A 21,178-nucleotide genomic window follows, 5' to 3' on the forward strand; every position below is an offset into this window, starting at 1 on the left:
CCTCCGTCGTCGGCGGCTGACAGGATGCGACCCCCGGGAAGGCCGCCGCCTCCGCCACCGCGAGTTTAGGTCCGGAGCGGGCGATTGCAATTCCCCGGCCGGCCGGCGCACAACGACTCCTAACAGCCATTGTCACTGCGCAGGAAAGGCACGCCGGGCTAGAAGGGGGGATGGGTTGCGCGGAACGAGTGTGATGACAGGTCTCAATATCCTGTATGTCGAAGACGATGTGCGTCTTGCCGAGGAGGTGAGCCGGATGATGGCGGCCGAAGGCAATCGCCTGTCCTGGACCGCCAGCGGCGAGGAGGGGCTGAAGCGCGCTGCCGCCGAACCGTTCGACGTGGTCATCCTCGATCGCATGCTGCCCGATCTGAGCGGAATCGAGATCGTCGCACGGCTCCGTGACAGCGGGGTCGCAGCGCCGGTGCTGATGCTCTCCGCGCTCGGCCGCGCCGAGAACCGGATCGAGGGGCTCGATGCCGGGGTCGACGATTATATGGCCAAGCCGTTCGATCCGCCCGAGCTGATCGCCCGCGTGCGCGCGCTGCATCGCCGCGCCGCCGGCATGGCGCATAGCGCGGTGATCCTGTTCGGCGATTTCGAGTGCCATGTGAAGGCGCGCACCGCGCACCGCCAGGGCCGGCACATTCCGCTCAGCCCCAAGGAATTCAAGCTTTTCCGCTATTTCATGGAAAATGCCGGCGAGGTGGTGACGCGCGAGATGCTGCTGCGCCATGTCTGGAACCTGTCCTTCGACCCGCAGACCAACGTGATCGACGTCAGCGTCGGCCGGCTGCGCCGCAAGCTGGAGGAGGGGTTCGACGCGCCCGCGCTGGAGACGATCTGGGGCACCGGATACCGGCTGGTGGCGGCTTGATCGGCACGGTCCAGCGCGCCCGCACCTCGCTCGTCACCCGCTGGGCGCTTGCCGTCGCGGCGCTCGCGCTGGCGGCGATCCTGCTGCTCTATCTCGCGACGATCCGGGTGGTGGAGAGCGAGAGCGACGCAGCACTCCGCCGCAGCGTCGATGTCGAGATCGCAGCCCTTGCCGATGTGCATGCGACGGGCGGCCGGCGCGAGCTGGTCGCTCGGATCGGCGACCGCCTCGCCCTGCGGACCGAGGGCGATCGCGCCCGCTATCTCGTCGCCGATGCGAGCGGCAACCGCATCGCCGGCGACATCGCACATTGGCCGACTCTCTCCGCCGAGAATAGCGAGGCGCGCTTCATCGAGCTTGACGACGGCACCCCCGTCTTCGCCCGCGCGACCCAGCTCGCGCCCGGTCTGCGCGTGGTCGCTGCGCGCGAATATGGCAGCCGCACCGCGCTGATCGCCAGCATCCGGCTCGCCTTTGCCGCAACGGGCGCCCTGATCCTGCTCGCCGCGATCGGCCTGGCCTGGATCGCCGCCACCCGCCTTCGCCGCCGGGTCGATGCGGTGAACCATGCGTTCCGCGCGATCGAGCAGGGCGAACTGCACCGGAGCATCCCCGATGCGGAGCGGCCGGACGAACTGGGCGAGCTGGCCGACCATGCCAATCACCTCGTCGCGCGGCTCGCCGCGCTGATCGAGGCGCAGCGCGAGGTGACCGATCAGGTCGCGCACGAGATCCGCACCCCGCTCGCGCATCTCGACGGCCGGCTACTGCGCCTGATCGACCATAGCGTCGATCCGGTGCTGGTCGAGGCATTGGGCGGTGCGCGGCGCGAGACGCGCGGCATCGCCGAACTGCTCGATTCGCTGCTCGACATCGCCGCGAGCGAGGCGCGCATCGGCGACCGTACCGGTTTCGAGCGGATCGACCTGTCGGCGCTCGCCGAGGATGTCGCCGATCTCTACGCCGACAGCGCGCAGGAATTCGGCCTCGACCTGCGCACCGCGATCGCGCCCGGCGTGACGATCATGGGCGATGCGATGCAGCTTACCCGGCTGCTCTCCAACCTGCTCGACAATGCTTTCAAATATGTGGGCAGCGGTGGCAGGATCGACATGATCGTCGAACAGGGCCCCTATATCGTGGTCCGCGACAATGGCCCGGGGGTGCCGGAGGGGATGCGCGAAAGGATTTTCGAACGATTCCAGCGCGGCGGCGGCCATGGCAATGGACATGGCCTCGGCCTGTCGCTGGTCCGCGCCATCGCCGGGCGGCATGGCCTGTCGATCCGTTGCGAGGACGCGGAGCCAGGTGCCGAATTCGTGCTCGCACCACAGGGGCGAGGCCAATGATCGTCCGCTGGCTCGCTCTGGCCCTGCTGCTATCCGCCGCCGCCTCGGCGCAGGAACCGGCCGATCCGGTCCAGCGCGTGGCGGACGCGCTCCATCAGGGCGCGCTGGCCGAGCAGTCGGGCGACCCGAAAGCCATGGCCGAGGCGGCGCGCTCGCTCGAGCTGCTCGGTGCCAAACCCGTGGAGGGTGAGGAGGATGCCGCGATCCGCTGGCGCGCCCTGGCCAGGGCGGGCGGCGTGCCGGGCGCGCCCGAAACCTATCGCGGCCGCGCGCTCGGCCCGGCCTATCGTCAGGGCGTGCTCGCCCCGCGCGGGGCCATCGCGACCGAGCAGATCTTCCTCGCGGGCAGGAAGGCGATGGTGTCGGTCGTGCCCCAGGCAGGCCGCACCCTCGCGATGCGCGTCACCGCGCCCGGCCAGGCGATCTGCATCCAGGAGGTGGCGGCACCCCGCGGGGTGTGCAGCTGGCTCCCTGTCTTCACCCGCCGGGTCGAGATCAGGCTGGTCAATCAGGGCGACCGGCCATCGCATTATTATCTGGTCAGCAACTGACCCTCAGCCTTTGGTGCCGCTCGGCTGGCCGTAATAGACCTTGTTCGCGATCCGCCACTCGCCATCGACCTTCAGCAGCACGAAATAGTCGGTGAAGATCGTCGCGCCGTGATCGAGCGTGGCCCTGGCCATGGCCGAATTCCCCGACACATCGATGACGTCGATGGTGCGTTTCCGCGTCGCTTCGTCGTTCGCCGGACTTCCCTTGAACAGGGCGCAATAGGCGTCGAGCGTCCAGGAGGTGAAGACGCCGTTCCGGATCCCCTCGATATGCGCGGTCGGCAGGAAGGCCTTGCGGAAATGCGCGGGGTCTCCGGTCGCATGCCCCTGGAAATAGGAACCGATCGTCTTGCCGATCTCGGCCCGTGCGGCGTCGGCCTGCCGCACGGCCTGAACGGGCGCCGCGGCCTCCGCCGGCAGGCCAGGCAAGGCGATCAGTCCGCCGGCGAGCAAAGCGAAGAGGAAACGAAGGGTCATCACAGGTCCTCCATTGTGTGATCGCCGTTTCACGAAGAACGTCGCGGCGTCGGGCGGGACAGGATCCAGGCAGCGCAGAGCAACAGCGCGACCGAGACCAGGCTCAGCGCGACCAGCCCGGGATGCACGCCGACCACGAACAGCGCGAGCCCCACCGCCATGCCGATGCATGCCGCGATCTTGCCCCGCCATGGTATCGCCCGCTCGGCGCGCCATGCGCGCAGGCCCGGGCCGAAGCGGGGATGGTCGAGCAGCTTCGCCTCGAGCCGCGGCGACGAGTGCGCAAAACAGCCCGCGGCCAGGATCAGGAAGATGGTGGTCGGCATCAGCGGCAGCAGCGCGCCGATGATGCCCAACGCGACGAACAGGAATCCGAGCAGCAGCCATCCGACGCGCAAGGCGCCGAAACTCTGCCGTGATGGTTTCTGTTCGTTCAACATGCCTGTCCGCCGTCCGGTGCCGGCCGCCACGCTATGCGGTCTGCGATTCATTCGCAACAAGAGCGGGAGGCGGGGGCCCTTGAGGGGCGTTCGACGGATCGACGGGAAAAATGGTGCTGCCGGTGAGGATTGAACTCACGACCTCAGCCTTACCAAGGATGCGCTCTACCACTGAGCTACGGCAGCATTACCGGTCCGGGAGCCCTTACGGCCATCGGCGGAGCGCGCCTAAGAGACGAGGGCGGCGGGATTGTCAAGGCGAAGCAGGCGCGGGATAAGGCGGCATGGCCGACAAGGACGAGAAAGCGGCGCGCCTCGCCGCCGCCCTGCGCGAGAATCTGCGGAAACGAAAGGCCCAGGCCCGCGCAAGCGATTCGCCGCTCGCGCCCGGTCCCGCGTCGACCGAGGGCGATCCTAGCCGATAGGCGCACACTTGGCCTGGAGCCAGGCCAGTTCATCCTTCATCTCCGGTCCCAGTATCTCCAGCACCTTCGCGTGATAGGCGTCCAGCCAGTCGCGCTCGGCCTTTGTCAGCAGATCCGCCACGATCAGCGATCGCTCGATCGGACAGAAGGTCAGAGTCTCGAATCCCAGCATCGGCTCGTCGCCGCCCGGCACGAGTCGCTCCTCGACCAGGATGAGGTTCTCGATGCGGATGCCGTATTCGCCCGCCTTGTAATAGCCCGGCTCGTTCGAGATGATCATGCCTGCGCGAAGCGGCTCGGACGGACCGCCGCCCGGATAATTGGGCTTGGCGATACGCTGCGGCCCTTCATGCACCGCCAGATAGGCGCCGACGCCGTGGCCGGTGCCATGCGCGAAATCGAGGCCCGCCTCCCAGAGCGGGCGGCGCGCGAACGAATCGAGCTGCCCGCCATTGGTGCCCGGCGGGAAGATCGCGGTGGCAAGGCCGATATGCCCCTTGAGCACGCGCGTGAAGCGGTCGCGCATCTCCTCGCTCGGCGTGCCGATCGGGAGCACGCGCGTCACATCGGTCGTGCCGTCGGCATATTGGCCGCCCGAATCGACCAGATAGAGCTGCCCTGGCTCGAGCACCGCGTTCGATTCGGCGGTCGAGTGATAATGCGGGCTCGCCCCGTGTGCGCCCGTCGCCGAAATCGTGTCGAACGATGTATCGCGCAGCACGCCCGTCGCCTCGCGAAAGGCCTGAAGCTTCGCCACGCAGGAGAGTTCGGTCTGCCCGCCCTTGGGCGCTTCCTCCTCGACCCATTTCAGGAACCGCGCCAGCGCCGCGCCGTCGCGCACCGACGCGGCGCGGTGGCCGGCGATCTCGACCGGGTTCTTCATCGCCTTGGCCAGCACCACCGGATCGCGGAAGCTCAGTACCGTCGCCCCGCCGGCTTCCAGCCGCGAGAAGATCGCCGACACCGCGCGCTCCGGATCGGCGGCGACACGCTTGCCGGCATAGGCCCCGAGCGCCGGGGCGAACTCGGCACGATCCCGCACGCGCACCGCATTGCCGAGATGCTGCAGCACCTCGTCGCCCACTTTCTCGGGCGCGACGAACAAATCGGCGGTGCCGTCGGCATTGACGATCGCATAGGCGAGCGCGACCGGCGTATGCGCTACGTCCTGCCCGCGCACGTTCAGGGTCCAGGCGATCGAATCGAGCGCCGAGAGTACCACCGCGTCCGCCTTGCGCTCGGCCAGCCAGTCGGCGATCGCCGCGCGCTTCGCGGCCGAGGATTTGCCGGCGCGGTCGTCGTCCTGCACCGCCAGCCTGGCGTCGGATGGCTGCGGCCGGTCGGGCCACACCGCATCGACCGGATTGGTGTCGACCGCGACCAGCTCCGCCCCGCGCTCGGCCAGCGCCTTGCGCGCTTCCTCGACCCAGCCGCGCGTGTGCAGCCACGGGTCATAGCCCACGCGCGCACCGGCCGCGGCATGCGCACCGAGCCACATCGAGATGCTGGTCGCGGGCACCGAGACATAGTCCCAATTCCTGCCGTCGACCTGCTCGCGCACCTGCAAGGTATAGCGCCCGTCGGTGAAGATCGCCGCTTCCTCGGGCAGCACCACCGCGCTCCCGGCCGACCCCTGGAAACCGGTCAGCCAGGCGAGACGCTGCGCATAGGCGCCGACATATTCGCTCATATGCTCGTCGGTGAGCGGCACGACGAACCCGTCGAGCCGGTCGCGCTTCAGCTGGTCGCGAAGGGCGGCGAGGCGATCCTGGTAGGTAGACATCGATTCATCCCGTCAGACGTATTTTCGGAAGGCTTAGCATCCATTTTCCATTTGGCGCACCCCGGCCGTTTGATCTACCGTTTGACCCAACAGGGGGTATTGTCACATGATCGCAGCAGCATCCGGCTGGGCGGGGCGTTCGCGCCTTCGCGCCCTTGGCGTTTTCACCATGCTTTTCGCGATGGGCGCCAGCCCCGCGATCGCCGCCAAATGGTATGTCGACGCCAAATTGGGCGACCTGAAGCCGGAAGAGATCGTCACGGTCGCCAATCCGCAGCCGGCGCAGCTGCTGTTCGAGTTCCAGACCGACGGCGTGCCCAACGCCAAGGCGACCAAATATGTGAAGCCGCTCGCGATCACAGCGATCGACAAGCGCCACGCCTTCACCGAGCTTAAGGACGCGCCGGTCCCCGGCCAGACCGTGCTGACCATCGCGATGAACAATATCACGGAAAAAGGCGCGGCGGGCAAAGGCTTCAAGACCGGCCTGACCTTCGGTCTCGCGGCGCTTGCCGTCACCGATCGCTATGCGGTGCATTTCGAGCTGTTGCGCGGGCCGGGCACGACGCCGATCTCGTGCGATGTCGAGCATGCCCTTCACCTGACCATGGGCAAGAAGGAGGATCCGGCGATCGGCATCCTGGTGAAGAAGGCCGATCTCGGCATCACCATGATCATCGACCAGACCATGGCGCACGGCATCAATTGCCTGGCCGGCAAGATGGCCGCGCCGGCGCCGGCCGCGCAATAGGACCCGCGCGGTGGCGAGGGTTCCGCTGCTGATCGCATCGCTGCTGGTGCTCGGCGCCTGCGTTCACGAAAAGATGGAGGACGCGCAGCCCAGCATCGCGGCGGCGCGTGCAGCCTCGGCCTTCGACATGATGCCGCTCTCGGTCGGCCCGGTCAGCGCCGCACCGGCGGATGCCGCATTCGACCGCAGCATCGCCATCCGCGGGTCGACCATGACGCCGCCGACCGGGCGATTCTCCACCTATCTGCGCGACGTGCTGATCGCCGAGCTGCGGACCGCCGGGCGCTATGATCCAGCCTCACCGCTTCAGGTCAGCGCGGTGCTGACCGAGAACCGCGCCACGGAAGATTTCAAGCGCGGCGGCGGGGTCGAAGTGGCGACGTTCCGTCTCACCCGCAACGGCATGACCTTGTTCGAGCAGCCGATCCGTGCAGAGGTCCAATGGTCATCGTCCTTCATCGGCGCCGTCGCGATCCCCGCCGCGTTCCGGACTCACGCGTCGCTGTCCAACACCCTGGTCGCCAATCTTTTCGCCGACCCCGCCTTCCGCGCCGCCGCCGCGCGCAAATAGACGGCGCCCCGGCTTTCGCCGCGCGCGCCGTCAGGGCATAGGCGACGCATGACCGATCCCAAGCCTCCCGTCGCCGAGACCCGCCCGCACAGCTTCACCACGCACGGCATCACCATCGAAGACCCCTATGCCTGGCTGAAGGACCCGGGTTATCCCGAGGTCACCGACAAGCAGGTGCTCGCCTATCTCGAGGCGGAGAATGCCTGGTTCGAAGCAGTGATGGCGCCGCACAAACCGCTGACCGATCGCCTCTATGAAGAGATGAAGGGCCGCATCAAGGAAGACGATGCGTCGGTACCGCAGAAGGATGGCGAGTGGCTCTACTGGACCGCGTTCGAAACCGGCGGGCAATATCGCAAATGGTGGCGCAAGCCCGTCGCCGGCGGCTCCGACCAGCTGATCCTCGACGAACCGGCACTGGCCGAGGGCAAGGAATATTTCCGCCTCGGCGCTTTCTCCGTCAGCAACGATGCGAAACTTCTCGCCTATGCGATCGACGACAATGGATCCGAGCGGTTCGAGGTCCGGGTGAAGAGTCTCGAAACCGGCGAGCATCTGCCCGACGTCATCCCCGGCATGCTCTCCGAGATCGTGTGGACCGCTGACGACAGCGGCTTCCTCTACGGTCTCGCCAACGAGCAATGGCGCACCGACAATGCCCGGCTGCACAAGCTCGGCACGCCGATCTCGGACGATATCGAGCTGTTCAAGGAAGCGGACGAGGGTTTCCGCGTCGGCGTCAGCGAGACCAGCTCGCGCAAGTGGATCGTCATCGCCAGCGGCGATCACGTGACGAGCGAAGTCTGGCTGCTTCCCGCCGACAACGTCCTCGCCACGCCGATCTGCGTCTCACCGCGGAAAGTCGGCCGCGAATATGATGTCGACGAGCATGACGGCACGCTGTTCATCCACACCAACGATACCGATCCGAACTTCCGGCTCTGCACCGCGCCGATCGACAATCCCGGCGAATGGAGCGAGCTGATCGGGCCGTCGACACATTTCTACATGACCGGCGTCGACTGTTTCCGCGACTTCTTCATCGTCGACGGACGCGAGGACGGGCTCGATCAGATCGAGATCCACCGCTACGATTCGTCGATCGCCCCGCAGCGCATCGTCTTCCCCGAGGCAAGTTACGACGCCGGCCTGGGCAACAACCCCGAATATGCGATGGATGTGCTGCGGGTCGGTTATGAATCCATGGTCACGCCCGGCACCGAATATGATTACGACGTCGCCACCGGCACCTTGACCACGCTCAAGGTGCAGGAAATTCCCTCGGGTTACGATGCCGACAAATACCGCACCGAACGCCTCAAGATCGTGGCACGTGACGGCACCGAGGTGCCGGTGTCGATCGTCTATCCGAAGGACTTCCCGAAGGACGGCTCGGCCCCGCTCTTCCTCTACGCCTATGGCGCCTATGGCTATGCCATCCCGCCGGGCTTCTCGACCGGGCGGCTATCGCTGCTCGATCGCGGCTTTGCCTATGCCATCGCGCATATCCGCGGCGGGGACGATCTTGGCCAGCAATGGTATCTCGACGGCAAGCTGGAGAAGCGGGGAAACACGTTCAACGACTTCGTCGATGTGGCGAAGGGCCTGATCGCGCAGGGCTGGACCGGCGCGGGCAGGATCGCGATCGCGGGCCGCTCGGCGGGCGGCGAGCTGATGGGCGCAGTGGTCAATTCCGACCCCGAGCTGTGGGGCGCAGTGATCGCCGACGTACCGTTTGTCGATGTGCTCAACACCATGCTCGACGCGGAGTTGCCGCTCACGCCGGGCGAATGGCCCGAATGGGGCAACCCGATCGAGGACAAGGCGGCGTTCGAGCTGATCCGATCCTATTCGCCCTACGACCAGGTCAAGCCCCAGGCCTATCCGCCGATGTTCATCTCGGGCGGCCTCAACGATCCGCGCGTGACCTATTGGGAGCCGGCGAAATGGGCGGCCAAGCTCCGCGCGACCAGGACCGACGACAATGTGCTGCTGCTCAAGACCAATATGGGCGCCGGCCATGGCGGCAAGTCGGGCCGGTTCGAAAGCCTGCGCGAGGCGGCCGAGGAACATGCCTTCGTGCTGTGGCAGATGGGGGTCGAGGGGTGATTTTGCCCCAGCCGTCATGCCGGACTTGTTCCGGCATCCACTGTTCCGCAGGATCCTCGGACGGTTGGAATGCGGCACGGTGGACTCCGGAACAAGTCCGGAGTGACGGATAGATTTATGACCTTTGTCCTCGCCAAAACCGCGACCGACGCCGACATCGACGAGCTCGGCCATGTCAACAATGCGGTGTGGGTGAAGTGGATCCAGGACATCGCGGTCGCGCATTGGGCGGCGATCGCGACGGCCGAACAGCAGCACGCCTATATCTGGGTCGTGACCCGTCACGAGATCGATTATCGCGGCAATGTCGGTCCGGGCGAGACGGTGACGGGCGAAACCTGGGTGCCAGAACCGCCCAGGGGCGCCCGCTTCGATCGCCATGTGCGGTTCACCGGCGCCGACGGCAAGGTGAGGGTGGAAGCCGTGTCGACCTGGGCGCTGCTCGACCGGGCGACGGGCCGGTTGCTCAGGGTAAGACCGGAGCTGGCAGCACCGTTCCTTTCTTAATTCCTCCCCGGAAAGGGGAGGAACTATCAGCCCGAATTCCGCAGCGCCGTCGCGATCGCGTTGATCGACAGCAATATCCCTTCGCCAATCCGCTCATCCGTCTCGCCCGCACGGTGGCGCTTCATCAGCTCGATCTGCAACAGGTTGAGCGGCTCGATATAGGGCAGCCGCAGCCGGATCGACGCGTCGAGTGCCGGATGCTTCTCCAGCAGGCGCGACTGACCGGTCACTTCCAGCAACCCGTCATGCGTCTGCTGCCAGCCGCCCCGAATCGCGCCGAACACCTTGTCCGCCAGCGCCCGGTCCTCGACCAGAGCCGCGTAGCGCTCGGCAATGTCCATGTCGGACTTGGCGATCACCTGCTCCATATTGTCGAGCGTCGCGGCGAAAAACGGCCAGCCCTCGGCCATCTCCGCCAGCAGCCCCTTGTCCTCGAACCCGGCGATGGCCTGACCGACCCCGTACCAGCCGGGCAGCATCACCCGCGCCTGCGCCCAGCTGAACACCCAGGGAATCGCGCGCAGATCCTCGATCCGGTCCGACTTGGTCCGGCTCGCCGGGCGCGATCCGATCTTGAGGCCGGAGATTTCGGCGATCGGCGTCATCTGGCGGAAGAAGGTGCGGAACCCCTCGGTGCCATAGACCAGGTCGCGATATGCCTTGAAGGCGCTCCCCGACAAAGCATCCATCGCCGCGCCGAACCGAGCCTGCTCGGCCGCCGACAAGGCATCGGGCTCCAGGCTGGCGAGCAAGGTCGCCGAGGCCATCGCCTCGAGATTGGTCATCGCGCTCTCGCGCGTGCCATATTTGCCCGCGATCACCTCGCCCTGTTCGGTGATGCGGATGCGCCCCTGCACCGTGCCGGTCGGCTGTGCTCGGATCGCCGCGAAGGCCGATCCGCCGCCACGTCCGACCGCGCCGCCGCGACCATGGAACAGCTGCATGCCCACGCCCGCCTTGTCGAATACGGGTTTGAGCGCGGTCGACGCCTTCGAGAGCGACCAGGTCGAGGTGATATACCCCCCGTCCTTGTTCGAATCCGAATAGCCGATCATCACTTCCTGGAAGCCCCGCGCGCGCGTGATCGTCCCTGCCTCGGGCAGGGCGAACCACTCGGTCATGATGCCCGGCGCCGCCTCCAGATCGCCGATCGTCTCGAACAGAGGCACCGCCATGATCGCCGCGCTCGGCGTCTCGCCCGGCCGGTAGAGTCCGACCTCCTTGAGCATCACATTCACTTCGAGCAGGTCCGACACCGACTGCGCCATCGAGACGATATGCTGGGTGATGCAGGCCGGGCCGTATTTGGCATGCGCGTCGGCCGCCGCCCGGACGATCGCCAGCTCCGACGCCGTCTCGTCCGAATAGGTCGCGAACGGGCTCGACAGCGGTCGCGCATTGGACAATTCGTGCCGCAGCAGCGACACGCGCCGGGACTCGTCGAGCGCGAGATAGTCAGCTTCGACCCCCGATACCTTGAGCAATTCCGCCACCACGCGCTCCAGCACCGCGCTGTTCTGCCGCAGGTCGAGCGTGGCGAGATGGAAGCCGAAGGTCTCGACCGCCCGGATCAGCCGCCCCAGCGCCCCGCCGGAAGACAGCGCCCCGCCCCCGCCGCGCAAGGCCCGGGCGATGGTGACCAGATCGGCGCGGAACGCCTGCGGATCGGGATAGGGTTCGCCGTGCAGCGGCCCCGGCCGCGGCGCGGGCTTGCCGGTCAACGCCAGATGAGTCGCCGCGAGCCGCGCATAGATACCCGACAGAGCGCGGCGATAGGGCTCGTCAGCCCGGCTCGCCGCGGCGTCGCCGCTCGCCTCGGCCAGCGCCTGCACGCCTTCATCGGCCTCGGTGATGCCGGTCGAGATCGACAGCTCGGCGCCCAGCGCATTCACCGCGTCGAGATAATGGCCGAGCACCGCCTCGCACGCCCTGGCCAGCGCGATCCTGAGCGACTCCGCCGTGACGAAGGGATTGCCGTCGCGATCCCCGCCGATCCAGCTCCCAGGCCGCAGGAAGCTCGGCGCGCGGGCCCCCAGCGCCCGGTCCCAGCGCTGATAGAGCGCCGGCAGCGCGGGCAGGAACACGTCGCGCAGATAGCTGAGCGCCGTCTCCACCTCATCGGCGACGAACAGCCGCTCCTTGCGCAGCACGCGCGTCTGCCACAGCAGCGCGATCTGGCGCAGGATCGCCTCGTCGACCGCATCGCCCTCGGGCGTCTCGGCCAGTCCCGCGTCCTTGAGCGTCATCAGCTCGGAGATGCGGTTGCGATGATCGATCATGCTCTTGCGCCGCACCTCGGTCGGGTGCGCGGTCAGCACCGGCGCGATCAGCGCATGGTCGAGCAACGCCATCACGGCGTCATGATCGATCCCCTCGTCCGCCAGCCGCTTCAGCGCGGATTCGACATCGGCCCCCTTTTCCGCGGCGACGCCCTGCCGGTCCTCGGCGAGATTGGCGAGCATCGAGAACAGCATGAAGCCGCGGACGAAATCGAGCGTTTCGTCGAGGTTCAGCCGGTCGAGCCCGAGATCGATCGCATCCTTCGCAGTGATGCCGCGATGCCGGTCGACCGAGGCGGCGCGGATATATTCGGTGCGTTTGAACAGGGTCTCGCCACCATAGGCGCGGATCACGTCGCCGAGCAGCTTGCCCAGGAAGCGGATGTCGGGATTGTTCGCGATGGAGGGAAGTTCGGCCATGGGGTGATGCTGCATTGCGGTATCGGCTGGGTCAACCTGAGACGACGCTTGATGCCCAAAACATCGGTCCCTCCTCCGTCACCCCGGACTTGTTCCGGGGTCCATCGCTCCGCAAACGCAACGACGATAGCATGTGCGGAGCGATGGATGCCGGAACAAGTCCGGGGTGACGCTTGTAGCAAATGGCAGCGAAACCGCCCTCAAGCCTCCAGCTCGACGTCCCAGTACAGCCAGTCATGCCAGGTATCGTGCAGATAATTGGGCGGGAAACGCCGGCCATGTTCCTGCAGATGCCAGCTCGTCGGCCGGATCGCGCCGATGTGCAGCGGCATGCCCGCCTGTTTCGGCGTCCGCCCGCCCTTCTTCAGATTGCACGGCGCGCAGGCGGTGACGACATTCTCCCAGGTCGTCCGCCCGCCCTGAGCGCGCGGCACGACATGGTCGAAGGTCAGATCATGGCCCGACCCGCAATATTGGCATTCGAACTTGTCGCGCAGGAACAGGTTGAACCGGGTGAACGCCGGAAAGGCGCTCGGCCGGACATAGGATTTCAGCGCGATGACCGAAGGCAGCTTGATCCTGTGGTTCGGGCTGCGCACCTCGCGCTCATATTCGGCGACGATGTCGACGCGGTCGAGGAACACCGCCTTGATTGCGGTCTGCCACGGCCATACGCTGAGCGGATAATAGCTGAGCGGCGTATAATCGGCGTTCAACACAAGCGCAGGGCAACTGTCCGGATGACGGATCAGATCGGGATGGTACACGCGAACAACCCCCTTTGCTTCCTGGCGCGGCAATCGCCGATCAGGATGACGCCGTGATGACAGCACAGCCCGCGACTCGCGGTCAAGAGCCGGTTTGAGCGAAATCGTCGCCCGATTCGCGCCCAGCCCTACCGGGCTGTTGCACATCGGCCACGCCTGGTCGGCAATCCTTTCGCACGACCGGGCGAAACAGGCCAGCGGCCGCTTCCTGCTGCGCATCGAGGATATCGACGGCACCCGCAGCCGGCCCGAGTTCATCAAGGCGACCGAGCGCGACCTGGCCTGGCTGGGGCTCGATTGGGACGGGCCGGTGCTGCTCCAGTCCGCACGGCTCGATCTCTATGACGAGGCGATCGAGCGGTTGAAGGCGCTGGGGCTGCTCTACCCCTGTTTCTGCACCCGCGCCGAAATCGCCGCGAGCCTGTCAGCGCCGCACGGCGATGCCGGGCCGATCTATCCCGGCACCTGCCGCCACCTTGCGGACGATATGCGCGAACAACGACGGGCGGCCGGGCAGCACGCATGGCGGCTGGACATGGCGCGCGCGCTCGACCTGCTCTCCCCGGCAGCAGAGGAAATGCCGGATCAGTTCCGTCACGACGGCAAGCTGATCTGGCATGACGAGATCGCCGGCGAGGTGATCGCCATGCCCGAGAAACACGGCGACATCATCCTCGCCCGCAAGGATACGCCGGCCAGCTACCACCTCGCCGTCACCGTGGACGATGCGGCGCAGGGCGTGACTCATGTGGTGCGCGGCCGTGACCTGTTCGCCGCCACGCATGTCCACCGGCTGCTCCAGGCGCTGCTCGGCCTGCCGACGCCGATCTATCATCACCACGCCCTGCTCGCCGACGACAGCGGCGAGCGCCTCGCCAAGCGCAACAAGGCGCCGACGCTCGAGGCGATGCGCGCGGCCGGCATCGACGGGCGGGGCCTTGCCGACGACCTGCGCGCCGGGCGCCTGCCCATTGGCTTTCGGGTGTCGCAAGCCTAGATAAACGCGATGAGCACCTTCCTTTTCATCCTGCTGATCGCGGCGATGCTCGCGACCGTCGCCATGCTGGTCCGCGGCCTCGCGGTCTTTCTGCTCAACGCGAGCAATGAAGTGAAGGGCGAGGGTGGCCCGTCCAAGGCTGCGCTCCAGTCCAACAAGGCGATGCAGTACCGCATCTTCTTCCAGGCGATCGCGATCGTGATCGTCGTGCTGATCCTGTTCGTCGCCGGCAGGACCTGACCGTCCGGTCGGCCTGGCGATGGTCAAGCTCAACAAGATCTACACCCGCACCGGGGACAATGGCACCACCGGCCTGGTCGACGGATCGCGCGTGGCCAAGAACGACCCGCGCATGGCCGCGATCGGCGACGTCGACGAGACGAACAGCGCGATCGGCGTGGCGATCGCGGCACTCGGGCCGGGCGGATATGCCAGTGCGCTGACGCGAATCCAGAACGACCTGTTCGATCTCGGTGCCGATCTCGCCACCCCCGGCGAGGATTTCGCCCCCTCCGACATGACTCTGCGCATCGTCGCCGCACAGGTCACGCGGCTCGAGGAGGAGATCGATGCGATGAACGCGGACCTGGCGCCGCTCACCAGTTTCATCCTGCCCGCCGGTACCGCGGGCGCCGCCGCGCTCCACCTCGCCCGCGCCACCACCCGCCGCGCCGAGCGCACCGCGGTCGCCGCCGCACAGATCGTCCCTTTGAATCCGCGCGCGCTTTCCTATCTCAACCGCCTGTCTGACTATCTGTTCGTCGCCGCGAGGCGCGTGAACAAAGACGCGGGTGGCGACGTTCTGTGGATTCCGGGTGCGTCCCGCGATCCGGCGGGGCCGTAGCCTGGCTTGACTTTGGCCGGCGCGTTCTGGAAAAGGGAACAGAATGCGAACAAACTCGGAGCCTCGACCTGGAACGGATGCGCTCGCGACGCGCTTCGCAACGGTGCGCGCGCTGACCGAGGCCCTGGTTGCCCCACTGTCCGACGCCGATGCCACGGTCCAGTCGATGGACGATGCGTCGCCCGCCAAATGGCATCTGGCGCACACCAGCTGGTTCCTCGAAACCTTCATCCTGCGCGATTTCGTGACCGGCTATACCCTGCACGACGATCGCTTCCCCTTCCTGTTCAACAGCTATTATGAGGCCGAAGGGCAGCGCCACAGCCGCGCACGACGCGGCATGATCACCCGGCCCAGCCTCGCCGAGGTGCTGGCCTATCGCGCCCATGTCGACACCGCGATCAGCGCCGCGCTGCCCGATCTGCCCGAGGCGGCGCTCGCGCTGCTGATGCTCGGCTGCCATCACGAGGAGCAGCATCAGGAGCTGCTGGTCACCGACATGCTCCACCTCATGGCGCAGAACCCGCTCGAACCGGCGATCTGGCCGGCCGAACGCAAGGTCCCGGTCGCGATGCCCGGCCCGATCAACTGGATCGAGGGCAAGGCGGGCATCGTCGAGATCGGTCATGGTGGAGACGGCTTCTCCTTCGATTGCGAAGGGCCACGCCATAAAAGCCTGCTCACCCCGCACGCCATTGCCGACCGCACCGTCACCAATGGCGAATGGGCCCAGTTCATCGCCGATGGCGGCTATGCCGATCCGCACCACTGGCTGTCCGACGGCTGGGCCTGGGTGAAAGCGCAGGAGATCGTGGCGCCGCTCTACTGGGAACAGCAGGACGGCGCCTGGACGCGTTTCGGCCTCGACGGCCGCCGCCCGATCGACCCCGCCGCGCCGGTCACGCATGTCAGCTTCTACGAGGCGGATGCCTATGCGAGCTGGGCCGGCGCGCGCCTGCCGACCGAGTTCGAATGGGAGGCCGCTGCCGCTACGTTTGATGCAGCCAGCGGCAACCAGCTCGATAGCGCAGGCCCGGTCGAGCCGCGGCCGGCCACTGAAGGCCCGGCCTTTTTCGGCGATGTGTGGGAATGGACCGGCAGCGCTTATCGCCCCTATCCCGGCTTCAAACCCGCCGAAGGTGCCGTCGGCGAATATAATGGCAAGTTCATGAGCGGGCAGTTCGTCCTGCGCGGCAGCTCCTGCGCCACGCCGCGCGGCCATGCGCGCCCGAGCTACCGCAATTTCTTCTATCCCCACCAGCGCTGGCAGTTCACCGGCGTGCGTCTGGCCAAGGATCTCTGACATGCTGAAACAGGAAATCGAGGACGGCGAGTTCACGCTGGCCGACCCCGCCTTTCGCGCCGACGTGCTGCGCGGCTTCGAGACTCGGCCCCGTGCCATCCCCGCGCGCTGGTTCTACGACCGGCGCGGCTCGGAGCTGTTCGAGGCGATCACCGAGCTCCCCGAATATTATCCGACACGCACCGAGACCGAGATCCTGCGCCGCGCCTGTACCGAAGTCGCGACCCTCGCCGGCGAAGGCCGCGCCGTGGTCGAGTTCGGCTCGGGCTCTTCGACCAAGACGCCGATCCTGCTGCGCAGCGTGAACCCCGCTGCCTATGTGCCAATCGACATCTCCGGCGATTTCCTGCGCGAATCCTCGGCTGGCCTGGCCGCCGCCTTTCCCGGCCTGCCCGTGCTGCCGGTCGAGGCTGATTTCCTCCGCCCGATCGCGCTGCCCGCCTCAGTCGCCGACCTGCCCAAGCTCGGCTTCTTTCCCGGATCGACCATCGGCAACATGATCCCGCACAGCTCGGTCGATCTGCTCCGCGCGATGAAGGCGTCGCTCGGCACGGGATCGATGCTGCTGATCGGCATGGACCGGATCAAGGACGAGCAGGTCCTCGTCTCGGCCTATGACGATGCGCAGGGCGTGACCGCCGCCTTCAACCTGAACCTGCTCGAGCGGATCAACCGCGAGGTCGGCGGCACCTTGCCGATCAAGGCCTTCCGCCACCGCGCGATCTGGAACGATGATCGCGCCCGGATCGAGATGCATCTCGAAGCGACCCGGGACATGGCCTTCACCATCGAAGGCCGTCCCTTCTCCATGGCGGCGGGCGAGACGATCCACACCGAGAACAGCCACAAATACGGCCAGCGCGACGGCCGCATCCTGCTCCGCGCGGGCGGCTGGACGCCGATCGCCGAATGGACCGACCCGGACGGCCTGTTCGCGGTGATCCTCGCCGAAGCGCAACCGGCGCGATTCGCACCGTAAGGTAGCGGCGGTTATCACTTCAATTCTTGTGTCCCCGCGAAGGCGGGGACCCAGTCTGGGCTCCCGCCTTCGCGGGAGCACAACGAGGGACGAGCTGCCGCTTCGACACTCTCTCGCGGATAATCGTCGATCAAAGCCCAAGACGGACTGGCATCGATTCAACTGCCCCGAGAATCCGCTAGCATCCTGATCCAGCCGGCCGGTCCCCACCGATCGGCGTTGGATCTTTCTCATCGTCGGCATGTGTGAAGGAGCCTGTTCCGGCACCTGTTATCGACCTGTTCCTCACCTGTTATGGCGATAACAGGTGAAGCAGGTTAGTCCATTGAATCAGCAGCGGAAATTCGGGTCCCGAATCCAACATAACAGGTGAAGAAAAAAATCCGCCTGATAAAACAGGTGGAACAGGTCAGCGAACCGGCGTTGCCCGCCAGATCGTCAGCCAGTTGATCGACCCGCGGCATTCGCCCATCCGAGTCGCCTCGATCAGCCGGAACATCGCCCCGTCCCAGACATAGGTCTCGCTCGACCCGCAATCGCCGAGGCCCCGCGCCTTGTTGTAGCTGCCGAGCCGCCCGAGCTTCGTGTCCCAATCGGCATTGACCAGAGTCGGCGTGCCCTCGGCCACCGTCCATCCCGGCGGCGAATCGAAGCGGGCGATGACCGGCTTGCCCGCAGTGACCACGAACGGCACGGTCGAGAAATTATAGGCCCCCGCTCCGCACGGCAGCAGCACCAGGGTCTTGCCCCCGCCGATCGCATTGCCGGTGATCGGATCGCTGCTCTGCACATCCTCGGTCTCGCATCCCGAGAGGATCCGCATGGTCCTGATCAGCGCCGGGTTCACCTTGGCTGCGACGCCCGTCGCCGCGATCGACGGCACTCTGGGCAAGGCCGCGACGGGCGGCACTGCGCTTGCCGGCTTCGGACCCTTCGCCACCGTCGCTGTCACGCCGCCGGCACGGCCCTGCCCCGCATCGATGAAGCGTAGCGCCGCTGAGGATCCGGCCAGCGACACATTGGCAACCTCCGCTCCGGCGATGTCGGTCAGGGTCATCTTCCTGCCCTGGATCATCGCCGCGACGATCTTCGTCGCATCCGCCCCGGTCAGCGTCATGCTGTCCTTGCGCATCGCCCCGCCGGCAATGATCCGGCCGTCGATCCGCACCGAGGTCGCGCCCTCAGCCCCGCCATTGCTGTCGAACTCGACGGCGAAGCCGCCGTTCGGCCCGGGCTCGCGCACGATCGAGACGGAACCGCCCGACTCGCTGCCGTCCGGCGACTGCTCTTCGGGAATCAATGAGGTCATCTCGCAGCGGCGGACATTGTCGCAACCGACAGCCCAGTCGCCGAACGCCTTGACCTCACCGGGTTTCGGACCGGGTTTCGAAACGGCAGCATCCGCTGCGGCAACCAACAGGAGCAGGATCATGGTCACGATCCTAGCCCAGCCGCATTCGAGTCGATAGGAGCGGCGCGACATCGAAGAGCAGCGGAGCAAGGCAATGCAGACGGTTGGCGTGATCGGAGCGGGACAGATGGGCGCGGGCATCGCGCAGGTATCGGCGCAGGCGGGCTTCCACGTCCTGCTCACCGACGTCTCGAAGGAACGGGCGGAGGCCGGCAAGGCGGGTATCGCCAAGGCGCTCGACCGGCTGGTGACCAAGGAGAAGATCGACGACGCCGCGCGCGACCAGGCGCTGGCGCGGATCGAACCGATCGACGGCGTGCACGGCATGTCGTCCTGCGGCCTGGTGATCGAGGCGGCGACCGAACGCGAGGAGATCAAGCGCTCGATCTTCGCCGAGGTCGGCAAGGTGCTCGGCCATCAGGCAGTGCTTGCGTCCAACACCTCGTCGATCCCGATCACGCGCCTGGCCCAGGCCTCGCCCGATCCGAAGCGCTTCGTCGGGGTGCATTTCTTCAACCCCGTGCCGGTGATGGGCCTGATCGAGCTGATCCGCGGCCTCGCCACGTCGGACGAGACGGTCACGCTGGTCGAGGATTATGCCAAGGCACTGGGCAAGAAGGTGGTGCGTGCCAACGACGCGCCGGGCTTCATCGTCAACCGCGTGCTGATGCCGATGCTCAACGAAGCCTGTTTCGCGCTGGGCGAGGGCGTCGCGACCATCCCCGATATCGATCTCGCCTGCCAGCTCGGCCTCAACCATCCGATGGGTCCGCTGACGCTCGCCGACTTCATCGGGCTCGACACCTGCCTGGAGATCACCCGGGTGCTGTTCCAGGGTACCGGCGACCCCAAGTTCCGCCCGGCCCCGCTGCTGGTGAAATATGTCGAAGCCGGCTGGTTCGGCCGCAAGACCGGCCGGGGTTTCTACGATTATTCGGGGGACGAGCCCGTTCCGACACGTTGAATCCTTCTTCTACCCCTCCCCTTCAGGGGAGGGGAAGGGGGTGGGGCAGCGGCGAGCGGGGCTCGATGCCCCGGTCGACGCTATGGTCTTGGGGGAACGCTTCTTTTTAGGCGCGCAGACGCGCGCACCCACCCCCAGCCCCTCCCTTTCAGGGAGGGAAGAAATCAGGCGGCCAGCGCCTCCAGCCATTTCTGGTGCCAGCGCTCCATCCGCGTCGGGAACAACAGCCGCCCCACCCGGGAGACCAGCCCGTATTGAGTCTCCTCGGTCAGGATGGTGCAGCCCTTCCCGGTCGGGGTGATCAGCCAGGCATGATAGGCGGTGACCCCGATCCCCACTGCCTCCCACGCGATGCGCGTCTCCGGCTCGAACTCCTTCACCTCGCTGCGGAGCGCGACACCGAAGGTCTTCCAGCTGAACCGCGCCTCAGCGAACAGATCTGCACCACCGCCCTCGATCGCCACATCGCTCGCATTGGCATAGATCGCCGGCCAGCCGGCCGCGTGGATCAGCCGTCGCCACACGATCTCCGGCGCAGTCCCGGTCTCGATGCGGTTGACGACATGGATCGGCGCCGCGTCGGGCGCGAAGCCTTTCGGCCAGTGGATCCCCTCACCCACTTTGGGAAATCGGCGCGAAGCGCGCGACCTGACGGCCCACCAGGCAAATCTGCTCATGCACGGCGGGGTCGCTGCTCCCGCCGTCATCGTCGAACTTGGTCAGCTGCGTGTTGATCGCCGCCGCGAACGGCGTCGGCCAGCCGCGCAGCGCATGGACGATCGACCGGAGCGCCGCGATCGTGCTGCCCGTCGCCTGCCAGCCATAGGCGGTCGCGATCAGCCCGACGGGCATGTCCGCCAGATAGGGCCGTTCGTCCTTCGCCGTCTCCTCGAGCAGGTCGAGCGCGTTCTTCACCACGCCCGAGATGCTCCCGTGATAGCCGGGGCTGGCGATGATCAGCGCCGAGGCCTGGCGGACGGTGTCGACGAACTCGCGTTCATGCTCGGTGCGTTCGGTCGCGCGCGGGTCGTAGAGCGGCAGCCGCGCCATGTCGGCGCCGCCGAACATGCGCGTGCGGAATCCCTCCTTGCACGCCGCGTCGAGCGCGATGCGCAGCGCCCGCTCGGTCGAGGAGATGCCGCCGATCGTGCCGCCGATCCCCACGACGAGGGGCGTAGCGGCGGGGGCGATATCGGTCATTCGGCATCCTTGCTGGTGCGGTGCTGCACGATATGCAGATAGCCGCTGCATGGTACGGCCTCAATGCCCCATGGTCGGCGCTCGCATGGCCGGGCGGCGCCTGCTAGGATGACGTCCATGTCAAACGCTTGCGGCAACTGTCATATCACGCTAATACACCTCCGGGCGGCGTAA

The 21,178-nt window shown here is 66.7% G+C and carries 23 protein-coding genes and 1 tRNA gene; 14 read left to right on the plus strand and 10 right to left on the minus strand.

Annotated elements, in window-relative coordinates:
• Positions 1-193: 193 nt before the first annotated feature.
• From AC1RT8_RS14225 to AC1RT8_RS14235, 3 genes are read left to right on the plus strand one after another with little or no spacing between them, the layout of a single operon-like run.
• On the plus strand, positions 194-877 hold the full coding sequence (locus AC1RT8_RS14225) for a response regulator transcription factor (protein WP_493076312.1): 684 nt from the start codon (positions 194-196) through the stop codon (positions 875-877).
• Entirely contained in the window at positions 874-2,226 is a 1,353-nt protein-coding gene (locus AC1RT8_RS14230; RefSeq protein ID WP_493076313.1) for a sensor histidine kinase, read from the plus strand. The genes AC1RT8_RS14225 and AC1RT8_RS14230 overlap by 4 nt, the downstream gene beginning before the upstream one ends.
• Positions 2,223-2,777 carry a hypothetical protein gene (locus tag AC1RT8_RS14235; protein ID WP_493076314.1) on the plus strand — a complete coding sequence of 185 codons (555 nt, stop codon included), beginning with the start codon at positions 2,223-2,225 and terminating at the stop codon, positions 2,775-2,777. Before AC1RT8_RS14230 ends, AC1RT8_RS14235 begins: the two co-directional genes overlap by 4 nt.
• A gap of 3 nt (positions 2,778-2,780) precedes the next feature.
• On the opposite strand, the gene AC1RT8_RS14240 is transcribed toward AC1RT8_RS14235, so the two are convergent.
• The 3 genes from AC1RT8_RS14240 to AC1RT8_RS14250 form a co-directional block, all read right to left on the minus strand.
• A complete protein-coding gene (locus tag AC1RT8_RS14240) occupies positions 2,781-3,254 on the minus strand; it encodes a nuclear transport factor 2 family protein (protein WP_493076315.1) in 474 nt (157 codons plus the stop codon).
• A 29-nt stretch (positions 3,255-3,283) separates the two neighbouring features.
• Entirely contained in the window at positions 3,284-3,694 is a 411-nt protein-coding gene (locus tag AC1RT8_RS14245) for a YbaN family protein (protein ID WP_493076316.1), read from the minus strand.
• Between the two features lie 111 nt (positions 3,695-3,805).
• Positions 3,806-3,880 (minus strand) — tRNA-Thr (locus AC1RT8_RS14250).
• A gap of 98 nt (positions 3,881-3,978) precedes the next feature.
• Between AC1RT8_RS14250 and AC1RT8_RS14255 the strand changes: the two genes are divergently transcribed.
• Entirely contained in the window at positions 3,979-4,119 is a 141-nt protein-coding gene (locus AC1RT8_RS14255; RefSeq protein ID WP_493076317.1) for a hypothetical protein, read from the plus strand.
• On the opposite strand, the gene AC1RT8_RS14260 is transcribed toward AC1RT8_RS14255, so the two are convergent.
• On the minus strand, positions 4,109-5,902 hold the full coding sequence (locus tag AC1RT8_RS14260) for an aminopeptidase P family protein (RefSeq protein WP_493076318.1): 1,794 nt from the start codon (positions 5,900-5,902) through the stop codon (positions 4,109-4,111). The genes AC1RT8_RS14255 and AC1RT8_RS14260 overlap by 11 nt on opposite strands.
• Before the next feature lie 106 nt (positions 5,903-6,008).
• On the opposite strand from AC1RT8_RS14260, the gene AC1RT8_RS14265 reads away from it, so the two are divergent.
• The 4 genes from AC1RT8_RS14265 to AC1RT8_RS14280 all read left to right on the plus strand — a co-directional run bounded on the left by AC1RT8_RS14265 (position 6,009) and on the right by AC1RT8_RS14280 (position 9,840).
• Complete coding sequence (locus AC1RT8_RS14265; RefSeq protein ID WP_493076319.1) at positions 6,009-6,653, plus strand: hypothetical protein; 645 nt, start codon at positions 6,009-6,011, stop codon at positions 6,651-6,653.
• Positions 6,654-6,663: 10 nt separating this feature from the next.
• Positions 6,664-7,224, plus strand: a complete 561-nt coding sequence (locus tag AC1RT8_RS14270) for a hypothetical protein (protein WP_493076320.1) — start codon at positions 6,664-6,666, stop codon at positions 7,222-7,224.
• 48 nt (positions 7,225-7,272) lie between these two features.
• Positions 7,273-9,333 carry a S9 family peptidase gene (locus tag AC1RT8_RS14275; protein WP_493076321.1) on the plus strand — a complete coding sequence of 687 codons (2,061 nt, stop codon included), beginning with the start codon at positions 7,273-7,275 and terminating at the stop codon, positions 9,331-9,333.
• Positions 9,334-9,450: 117 nt separating this feature from the next.
• Entirely contained in the window at positions 9,451-9,840 is a 390-nt protein-coding gene (locus tag AC1RT8_RS14280; protein ID WP_493076322.1) for an acyl-CoA thioesterase, read from the plus strand.
• 26 nt (positions 9,841-9,866) lie between these two features.
• On the opposite strand, the gene ppc is transcribed toward AC1RT8_RS14280, so the two are convergent.
• A complete protein-coding gene (gene ppc, locus AC1RT8_RS14285; protein WP_493076323.1) occupies positions 9,867-12,539 on the minus strand; it encodes a phosphoenolpyruvate carboxylase in 2,673 nt (890 codons plus the stop codon).
• A gap of 200 nt (positions 12,540-12,739) precedes the next feature.
• Positions 12,740-13,306: an HNH endonuclease gene (locus AC1RT8_RS14290; protein WP_493076324.1), complete on the minus strand. Its 567-nt coding sequence runs from the start codon at positions 13,304-13,306 to the stop codon at positions 12,740-12,742.
• A gap of 94 nt (positions 13,307-13,400) precedes the next feature.
• Here AC1RT8_RS14290 and gluQRS point away from each other — a divergent pair, with 94 nt between their 5' ends.
• From gluQRS to egtD, 5 genes are read left to right on the plus strand one after another with little or no spacing between them, the layout of a single operon-like run.
• Positions 13,401-14,303, plus strand: a complete 903-nt coding sequence (gluQRS, locus tag AC1RT8_RS14295; RefSeq protein WP_493076325.1) for a tRNA glutamyl-Q(34) synthetase GluQRS — start codon at positions 13,401-13,403, stop codon at positions 14,301-14,303.
• Between the two features lie 9 nt (positions 14,304-14,312).
• On the plus strand, positions 14,313-14,543 hold the full coding sequence (locus AC1RT8_RS14300) for a twin transmembrane helix small protein (protein WP_493076326.1): 231 nt from the start codon (positions 14,313-14,315) through the stop codon (positions 14,541-14,543).
• A 19-nt stretch (positions 14,544-14,562) separates the two neighbouring features.
• Complete coding sequence (locus AC1RT8_RS14305) at positions 14,563-15,147, plus strand: cob(I)yrinic acid a,c-diamide adenosyltransferase (protein ID WP_493076327.1); 585 nt, start codon at positions 14,563-14,565, stop codon at positions 15,145-15,147.
• Between the two features lie 43 nt (positions 15,148-15,190).
• A complete protein-coding gene (egtB, locus tag AC1RT8_RS14310; RefSeq protein WP_493076328.1) occupies positions 15,191-16,450 on the plus strand; it encodes an ergothioneine biosynthesis protein EgtB in 1,260 nt (419 codons plus the stop codon).
• Position 16,451: 1 nt separating this feature from the next.
• Positions 16,452-17,429: an L-histidine N(alpha)-methyltransferase gene (gene egtD, locus AC1RT8_RS14315; protein WP_493076329.1), complete on the plus strand. Its 978-nt coding sequence runs from the start codon at positions 16,452-16,454 to the stop codon at positions 17,427-17,429.
• Positions 17,430-17,838: 409 nt separating this feature from the next.
• Here egtD and AC1RT8_RS14320 read toward each other — a convergent pair whose 3' ends face one another.
• Positions 17,839-18,861: a DUF1176 domain-containing protein gene (locus tag AC1RT8_RS14320; protein WP_493076330.1), complete on the minus strand. Its 1,023-nt coding sequence runs from the start codon at positions 18,859-18,861 to the stop codon at positions 17,839-17,841.
• Positions 18,862-18,934: 73 nt separating this feature from the next.
• Between AC1RT8_RS14320 and AC1RT8_RS14325 the strand changes: the two genes are divergently transcribed.
• Positions 18,935-19,804: a 3-hydroxybutyryl-CoA dehydrogenase gene (locus AC1RT8_RS14325; RefSeq protein WP_493076331.1), complete on the plus strand. Its 870-nt coding sequence runs from the start codon at positions 18,935-18,937 to the stop codon at positions 19,802-19,804.
• 164 nt (positions 19,805-19,968) lie between these two features.
• On the opposite strand, the gene AC1RT8_RS14330 is transcribed toward AC1RT8_RS14325, so the two are convergent.
• Genes AC1RT8_RS14330 through AC1RT8_RS14340 form a run of 3 tightly spaced genes read right to left on the minus strand, consistent with a single transcriptional unit; the run spans position 19,969 to position 21,123 of the window.
• Positions 19,969-20,424, minus strand: a complete 456-nt coding sequence (locus AC1RT8_RS14330) for an SRPBCC family protein (RefSeq protein WP_493076332.1) — start codon at positions 20,422-20,424, stop codon at positions 19,969-19,971.
• Positions 20,417-21,004 carry an NADPH-dependent FMN reductase gene (locus tag AC1RT8_RS14335; RefSeq protein WP_493076333.1) on the minus strand — a complete coding sequence of 196 codons (588 nt, stop codon included), beginning with the start codon at positions 21,002-21,004 and terminating at the stop codon, positions 20,417-20,419. Before AC1RT8_RS14335 ends, AC1RT8_RS14330 begins: the two co-directional genes overlap by 8 nt.
• Entirely contained in the window at positions 21,001-21,123 is a 123-nt protein-coding gene (locus tag AC1RT8_RS14340) for a hypothetical protein (protein WP_493076334.1), read from the minus strand. The genes AC1RT8_RS14335 and AC1RT8_RS14340 overlap by 4 nt, the downstream gene beginning before the upstream one ends.
• Between the last annotated feature and the right edge of the window lie 55 nt (positions 21,124-21,178).

The sequence above is a fragment of the Sphingomonas sp. GW821-FHT10F11 genome, from assembly GCF_058809095.1.